The organism is Geobacillus jurassicus NBRC 107829, assembly GCF_001544315.1.
Classification (GTDB): domain Bacteria; phylum Bacillota; class Bacilli; order Bacillales; family Anoxybacillaceae; genus Geobacillus; species Geobacillus jurassicus.
Genome location: NZ_BCQG01000103.1, coordinates 1 through 3,301 on the forward strand (window position 1 = coordinate 1; position 3,301 = coordinate 3,301).

3 protein-coding genes are annotated in these 3,301 nt (G+C 48.8%); all 3 read left to right on the top strand.

The genetic code is table 11. The features are described from left to right. The first annotated feature begins 98 nt into the window (after nucleotides 1-98). The 3 genes from GJ1_RS17240 (at nucleotide 99) to GJ1_RS17250 (ending at nucleotide 3,175) form a co-directional block, all read left to right on the top strand. Nucleotides 99-569: a M15 family metallopeptidase gene (locus GJ1_RS17240; protein ID WP_066235085.1), complete on the top strand. Its 471-nt coding sequence runs from the start codon at nucleotides 99-101 to the stop codon at nucleotides 567-569. 181 nt (nucleotides 570-750) lie between these two features. Beyond that, a complete protein-coding gene (locus GJ1_RS17245; protein WP_066235088.1) occupies nucleotides 751-1,320 on the top strand; it encodes a site-specific integrase in 570 nt (189 codons plus the stop codon). Between the two features lie 703 nt (nucleotides 1,321-2,023). Then, nucleotides 2,024-3,175 (top strand): replication initiation protein, encoded by a 1,152-nt coding sequence (locus GJ1_RS17250; protein ID WP_066235090.1) that lies wholly within the window; start codon nucleotides 2,024-2,026, stop codon nucleotides 3,173-3,175. The last annotated feature ends 126 nt before the right edge of the window (nucleotides 3,176-3,301 follow it).

The following is a 3,301-nucleotide window of genomic DNA, read 5'->3' on the forward strand; positions in this document are numbered from 1 at the left end:
GATGGAGACGAAGCTGGATCAGTTGACCAAATCCATTCAAGATCTAACTATCGCATTGAACCGAGGTCCGCAGAATTGATGATGGGAGGGAAGTCGAAGTGGAATTGGTGGAACTTCTTTTCCGGGCGGAGAAAAAGCTGTCCGGGCTACATCCGTTGGTGGCCGATAAAGCTAGGGCGTTGATTCGGCAAGCTTACGACGAAGGAATTTACATCATCATTACGCAAGGGTTTCGAACCATCGAGGAGCAGAACCGCCTGTATGCGTTGGGTCGCACGAAGCCTGGACGGATCGTTACGAACGCCCGCGGAGGATACAGCTATCATAATTTCGGATTGGCGTTTGATGTTTGTGTCTGCAATGTTTTCAAGGGAACGCTGATCCCCAGCTGGAGCCTCGACCGTCGGTGGTTTCGCGTCGGTCAGATCGGAAAGTCACTTGGCCTTGAATGGGGCGGGGATTGGAAAAGCTTCAAAGATTACCCCCATTTTCAATATACATTTGGCCTTTCGCTTGCACAGCTGCGAGCGGGAAAAAAGCCGCCGTCCGCTGTCGTGGCTAAAAAATAGACTGTCTCGCCCCTTCCGGAAGTGGAGGGGATTTTTTTAAATCTGACAAAAGCACGTTATGTCAGATTTTTGTCTGACGTTAAATACGTTGAAGGAAGTAGCACGAAGCCACTTTGTTGTTCTTCCTCTTTTTGTCCAAAAATCTTACTCATCCCCATCATGGACAAGGGGGTGTCATATTTTGCATACCGTCCAGCCAATCAAAGATAGGGAAAAAATCGAAGCAATGAAAAAGATTTTGCGTGCTTCGTCATTGAGGGACGAACTCCTTTTTACGATTGGGATCAATACGGGATTGCGGATCAGCGATATTTTAGCTCTGAGGGTCGGGGATGTGAGGAACCAAAAGGGCGTTGTCGAACGCATTGAGATCGTGGAAAAGAAGACGAAAAAGACTCGGGTTGTCGCACTGAACCGAAAAACTCGCCGCCTGATCGAGCTGTATTTAGCGCAGGAGCGGCCGCACGCCCGCGGCGACGAGCCGCTGTTTCGCAGCCAAAAAGGAGGTAGGGCGATCAGCCGCCAGCACGCGCACTACATCCTGAACCGGGCCGCCAAAGAAGTCGGAATTGTGGACCGCATTGGCACCCACTCCCTGCGCAAAACGTTCGGCTATTTCGCATACAAACAAGGAACAGACTTGGCCATGATCCAAAAAATTCTCAACCACTCCAGCCAAGCCGAAACGCTTCGCTACATCGGCATTACGCAGGAACAAATCGATGAAGTCACTGCAGGGCTTGATCTGTGAACGAAGCCCGCGCCGGTCTTCCCGGCCGGCCGCCTCCTGGCCTTTGGCCATCCGGCTGGAGCCTGGGGAAGCCCGGCGCTCGGTCGTTCGAAGAAGCTACTCGTGATCCACGCCTTCCGCTGCCCGCGGCCGTGCGAAGCAGAATCAAGGAGCTGCTCAAAGCACCGCCGCGGAAGAAAATCAAATATTGTCGTAAAACGTCGTTAAACGGCTTATTTTGGTGTTTTGGAGCTTGGGGGGTATAAAACTATTAACCCATCAAAAAAAGGGTCTCAGACGGGCCGTACGAGGCCTAGGAGACCTTGTTTGTTTTTCTTCTTCAGCAAAGCAAGATATATTAAACCCTTGTGTATATTGAGCGGCAGCAACCCCCTTTTTGCTGCTTTTATATACTTTTAGTATTTATATCTTTTAAATCTTTATATATTTTAGGAGGGGCCAAGAGCCTTGATTTATCAAGGGGTTCAGCGATTTGGAGAGTACATTTTTGGTGTTTATCTCGTACATTTTTGGTTGTTTCGGCGTACATTTTTGGTGTCCAGCGTACATTTTTGGTGTTTATCTCGTACATGTGATTTTTTTGTGTACGCTTTAATAAATAAAGCGTACATGGACAAAAAAATGTACTTTTTAACGCAAGTGTTTTCTTGTAGAATAGGATCAAGGAGTTATTTTCCTAATTTAGTAGGTGGAGGATGAGAGGATGCAGACTCCGGCTGTCCAGCCGCAGTACAACAGCGCCGTGACGAAGTCCAATGCGCTGATTGAGGCAAACTATAAGCTGTCCACTATCGAACAGAAGATCATCTTGTATATCATAAGCCAGATTCGCAAAGATGACGCAGATTTTAAAATGTATAAGCTGCCGATACAGGAGTTCTCTGAATTGCTCGGATATCGGGGAAGCCCTAAATACACGGAGCTGCGGGAGATCACGAAAAATTTGATGCGCAAGGTGCTTGAGATCAGAGAAGGACAGAAGCTCAAACAACTGAGCTGGGTTTCATATGTGGAATACGACGAGCATTCCGGCTATGTCAGCTTGGCCTTTGACCCTCGCTTGAAGCCCTATCTCCTGCAGTTGAAAAGGGAATTCACGACCTATCGCCTAAAGAATGTGATGGAACTGAAAAGCTCTTACTCCATCCGCATGTACGAGCTTTTAAAGCGTTGGCAATATATGTGGGAGGTCGTGATTCGCCTGGATGATTTGCGGATGATGGTTGGAGCAGGGGACAAGTATTCGGAATACCACAATTTCAAAAAACGAGTGCTTAATCCTGCCAAGAAGGAGATTTCGGAGAAGACGGACATCATGTTCACATACGAAGAAATAAGGGAAAAACGAAAAGTTGCGGCGATCCGCTTTCAAATCAGAGAGAAAGTCGTTGAGCCGGTTGTCGTTGCCTTGGAAGAGAAAAAGGAAGCTCAAGCAGATGATCGGTATTTGCAGTTTTTGGCTGTAATGCAGGCTTATGACCGGTACATAACAGAACAGCAATTCACGAAGATAGCGGTCTTGGCGCAAAAAGCTTTCGGCGGCAACTGGATGGATGAGCTGATTCAAACGGCCAGGCGGATTATGCAACGAAATGACATCCGCGAACCGATTGCTTTTCTGATCTATTTCTTGAATGAAAAAGTGCAACGGATTCAGGCTGGAATTGATCCAAATGAAGTGACCATTCACAGCCCTGGCGGCGCTAGAGTCATTCGCCGCGAGATCGTGCCGGATTGGCTCCGGGGCTACGAAGAGCAGCTTGCTGCCCAAAGCGCCAAAAGCAAAGAGGTTGATGAAGATATCGAACAGATGCGACGTGAGCTTGAGGAGCGGTTAAAGAAATACAAAGACTAAGGATTCCAGCCCGCGCCGGTCTTCCCGGCTGACCGCCTTCTGGCCTTTGGCCATCCGGCTGGAGCCTGGGGAAGCCCGGCGCTCGGTTCATTCGAAGAAGCTGCCTGCGGGCCCATTCATCCGCAG

Excerpts from the sequence above, each read along its gene's own strand:
- GJ1_RS17250 (WP_066235090.1), top strand. The coding sequence starts at position 2,024 with ATGCAGACTCCGGCTGTCCAGCCGCAGTACAACAGCGCCGTGACGAAG.